The following is a 4276-nucleotide window of genomic DNA, read 5'->3' as shown; positions in this document are numbered from 1 at the left end:
GTTCGTTGAGATGTCGTGGTCGCACTGGCTGAGGATGCTGCGTCCTTCGATTCGAAACCCTTCCGTCAAAAATTTATATAATTACTGGCTAACGCTAAGGTGATACGACGGCGGCTTCGGTCATCGCTTCCATGTCTGGGTTTGTTGATTTTGAAATTTCGATGTGAAAGAGTCGGGCGATTGCCGCCGTTGTATCCACCGTCTGGTTCTGACTATTTTTTTCTTTCGATGCTTTTGATCCTCTTTACGCGTTCTAAGGTCTCTTTGTATTTTTCGTGGTGATCAATCCATTGAAGGTCCTTGTCGACATCCTTTAGTGCTACTTCGTAAAACCACTCTTCTCTTTTTATTCCTTTTGATACGTCTCCCATGACGAGTGTGCGTTCTATATGCTTCAGAGCTTCTTCAAAATACAAATCTTCATTTCGGTCATTGGTGTACTCGCTTATGAAGGCTAGGCGAACGTAAGCAAAAGCTATGACGCTATCAAGAGGGAGGTCGGTTTGAGACTGTTGTTTTTTCGTGTAGTCGATCACTTCTTGAAGCGAGATTTGTGCCTCTGTGATCGTCCCCGAAAAGTATGGGGTATATAGTTTATCTAGTTCTTCGTTGATTTCTTTTAGTTGACGGGAAAGGTCTGGTTCGGCGACCACGAGCGAGCAAATCGAGGTCAAAACAAAGATTGTTAATGATCGCATCATTTTTTCAGAACGTCGAGGTGATACGCGAGGGTCGTGTTAAAGCCTCCATGTTGGTTTAGGGTTGAAAGTGTCTTGTTCGTTTGAAAACGGCGAGCGCTTACCCGAGTTGTATCGACCGACTGGTTCTACCTCATCAGGGAACGTGTCTCCAGTGATTCCATACGTTAGAATCGATTCCTTATTCTGGCTTCGGACCTTGCTCGTCATGCTTGGGTAACAGGGTTGGAATCGTGGTTCGTGAAGCTGGAAATGTCGAAGTCAGAATCTTTTCTTTTCCCGTTGGTTGAGGATGCTGCCTCCTTCGATTCAAAAACCCTTTCTTTTGTATCCATCAACCTGATTATCTATTTTTAGTAGAACGCCGAGGCCATACGTGTAGGCCTCAGTTTGGGTTCCATTTCAAGTTTGTGTTTTCAGGTCTGGGGTCGAGGTGAAAGGGGCGGGCGTTTGCCGGAATTGTATGGGCCGACTTGTTGGCTGGATGACGGTCTTAACTAGAATGAGGTCGGGCTTCAGGAATCTTCTCTTTTTCTTTGTAATTATTGGAACGTCGATTTGGTCACTTTCGGTTTTTTCGAGTCATCTTTTTATGCAGGATCAGTTCTTTCTAAAGGAACGTTGGTTGGGTTGGGCCTTTCAAAAATCGAATCATCATTTGGGCTCTTGTGGTCATGTCGCCTTTGGCTCGGTACGTTGCAGGATCTTCTTTAGTAAGAAAGATCTATAAAATGGATACGCCGCCAAGTTGTCTCTCATTCAATCATTCCTTTCTTTAGCCAACGCTGAGCACATACGCGGAGGTTAGCGCGGAGCGCTAACCGGAGTTGTATGGTGCGTCTTGTTGGCTGTTATTTAGTAGGATTCAGCTTTTTCTTTAATCTTCTCTATCGTCGGAATCTTTGCACTTCGTCCCAGAGCTGTAGCTCCAATTAGCTCATAGACCGCTGCAATCAACTGTACTGATACAAGTGAACCTTCATCACCAGCCACCGCGATCTTTCCTTCGTCAAATCGATGAGAGTTCATTCTTAAAAAATCGGTGCATGAACCTAGGACCGAACCCTTGTTGACGTGTTCTTCGTTGGTAGCGTAACGCTCAGTAACGAAATCGTAGACTATGGACTTTAGGGAAAAATTTGTAGCAGGGTGGAGAGTATTGAGGTGGGCTGATAAATCATCGAAGTCTTTCATAAAATCAGTGAAAGAGTATTCGTCGAATGAAGGCACAGATATCGAATTATTATCTGACATTTTTGATGATGGGGTAGCTGAAATTCATAGGATCGTGGAGTCTTGGAATTCTTTTCTTAAGTAGCCAACGCCAAGCTCTCACGACGCGGGCTTGCCCGCGTTGTGAGAAGCGCCTTGTTCGCTGTATTTATATTTTGGTTGTAGTGCAAACTTCCCGTCAATGTCGGGGTCGAATTCAAACGCTGGCAGCTCAATTTTTGTACTAAAGGGAGGGGTTCCTGCACTACGATGGTAGAGGTGTTTTTCTATAGCACTGTAACGCCCACAACACGTGAGAAGCAAATACGTAAACTTGTCGTCCGCTGACTCGGCTCGCATATCAATCCATTCAGGAATCTTTCCGTTCCGATGCAGGAGATCGATTACTTCTTCTTTTCTTTTTGGAGGTAATGACGTTCCTGCTTCAAGGGATTCGTCTGGGAAAACTTCTTCGTCGTCTTCTAGTTCATTTCCGTCGTATGAAGCGTTTGGAACGATCAGATAGAGGAAATCGTCTGGAAGGTCGTTTGAGACGTACTTCTTCGTCGCACCAACCAAGGTCTGGCTGGCTTGAACAAGACTTTTAGTGAAGTCGTCTCTAGTCATTTTTTAGCGAACGCAGAGGTCTCACGCGAGCGCTTGCGCGAGTTGTGAGAACCGACTTGATGGGGTTAAGTTTTTCATCTTGAGAGTTGGGTTTGTCTTGGAAATTGGGGCTATTCTTCTCTTGGATTCAGTCTTCGGATCGATTGGCAATTTGCGATCTTTCGTTTGCTGCAGGATCAATCCTAATTAAAGGGATTTCGGATTGGTTGACCTTCTCGAAATTCGATCTATCTCTCCGTTGCAGGATCTTCATACTTCATTATTGGGTTTTGAATTTGAATCCGTCGCCAAGTTGTTCTCTCTAAAAATCCTTACTTCCCCATCGCAGAGGTCTCACGCGAGCGCTTGCGCGAGTTGTGAGGACCGACTTGATGGGGTTGAGTTTTTCATCTTCAGTGTTGGGTTTGTCTTGGAACTTGGGGCTCTTCTTTTCTTGGATTCAGTCTTCGGGTCGATTGCCAATTTGCGATCTTTCGTTTGCTACAGGATCAATCCTAATTGAAGGGGATTTCGGGTTGGTTGGCCTTCTCGAAAATCGATCTATCCTTTGTTGCAGGATCTTCATATTTCATTCTCGGATTTAGAATTTGGATACGTCGCCAAGTTGTTCTCTCTGAAATTCCTTACTTCCCCATCGCAGAGGTCTCACGCGAGCGCTTGCGCGAGTTGTGAGGACCGACTTGATGGGGTTAAATAATTCAGGGTTAGAGTTGGGTTGGACATGGAAGTTTCGGATCCTCTTATTTTTGAACTAGAGTAGGGTGTCTTTGTTCTGAATAGATCTTAATTGGACTGCAGGATCATCTGTCTTTAAAGCAATTGGGAGTTGGTCGGCCCTGTCGAATGTCGATCTTTCTTCCGTTGCAGGATCTTCGTTTTTCTTCAGTCGTAATCGATAATGGCTCAGATTATCAAAATTTTTTCCCTTCGGGAAGGCTTCGCCCGAAATAACTTCGTCATTTCAATAATAGTTCTCCCCATCGTGAAAGCCATACGCGGAGGTCATCGCGGAGCGATGGCCGGAGTTGTATGGGCTGCCTGGTTGGGTATTATTTCTTTATGATTAATGACTGACATTGTTCTTCTTCGTACCGTGGACTAAAGAGGATGAATACCAGATCAAATCGATCTATCTGAATCTCTAGGTCCTTGACGTAATCTTGGCAAACTGATCGTGAGAGTGACGGTTCATCGCATAGCATCAAAAGAACAGATCGGTCGAAATCGTCCTTCCAATCTTTATCTTTCTTTTGGATTCGTTCTTGTAGGATTCCTTCAAACTCGGGCTTGCCGATTTCGTAGTCAAAATCTTCATCTTTTTCAGAAGCCCTGATTCGATCATTGCTTACCAACTCCGTTACTTCCACGCCAATCGTTCCATTTTCTTTTGTAACGATCTCAACATCTGGTGGATCCATTTTTTCGAAATCTTGCCCACGGGGATTAACGTTCAGGATTCCTACTAGCGGTCCGACCAATTCACGGAACTCTGCAACCGAATCCAATGCTTCGCCCGTATTCACAACCTCGTTCGTACTTCTTTCTTTGGTGCTGATCCTGTCACCAATGGCGAAATACGAGGCATAAGAACGGGTAGCTCCGAACAGTTCGGTGAGTTGTTTATCGAGATCCATTATTTTTACCCAACGCAGAGGCCATACGTGGAGGCCTCAGTTTGGGTTCCTTTTAAAGTTGGGTGATTTTGGTTGGGGCGTTGTGAAAGAGGCGGGCGTTTGCCG

The 4276-nt window shown here is 45.0% G+C and carries 4 protein-coding genes; all 4 read right to left on the bottom strand.

Going from position 1 to position 4276, the window contains the following annotated elements; genetic code table 11:
* Positions 1–212: 212 nt before the first annotated feature.
* A complete protein-coding gene (locus QEH53_RS23325) occupies positions 213–653 on the bottom strand; it encodes a hypothetical protein (RefSeq protein WP_309025643.1) in 441 nt (146 codons plus the stop codon).
* A 900-nt stretch (positions 654–1553) separates the two neighbouring features.
* Positions 1554–1952 carry a hypothetical protein gene (locus QEH53_RS23320; protein WP_309025642.1) on the bottom strand — a complete coding sequence of 133 codons (399 nt, stop codon included), beginning with the start codon at positions 1950–1952 and terminating at the stop codon, positions 1554–1556.
* Between the two features lie 78 nt (positions 1953–2030).
* Positions 2031–2537, bottom strand: coding sequence for a hypothetical protein (locus QEH53_RS23315; protein WP_309025641.1), 507 nt, complete (start codon positions 2535–2537; stop codon positions 2031–2033).
* A gap of 1049 nt (positions 2538–3586) precedes the next feature.
* Entirely contained in the window at positions 3587–4171 is a 585-nt protein-coding gene (locus tag QEH53_RS23310) for a hypothetical protein (protein ID WP_309025640.1), read from the bottom strand.
* Between the last annotated feature and the right edge of the window lie 105 nt (positions 4172–4276).

The sequence above is a fragment of the Pelagicoccus sp. SDUM812002 genome, from assembly GCF_031127835.1.
GTDB lineage: Bacteria > Verrucomicrobiota > Verrucomicrobiia > Opitutales > Opitutaceae > Pelagicoccus.
Note: the sequence above shows the minus strand (reverse complement) of the source record. Positions and strands in the feature narration are given on the sequence as shown.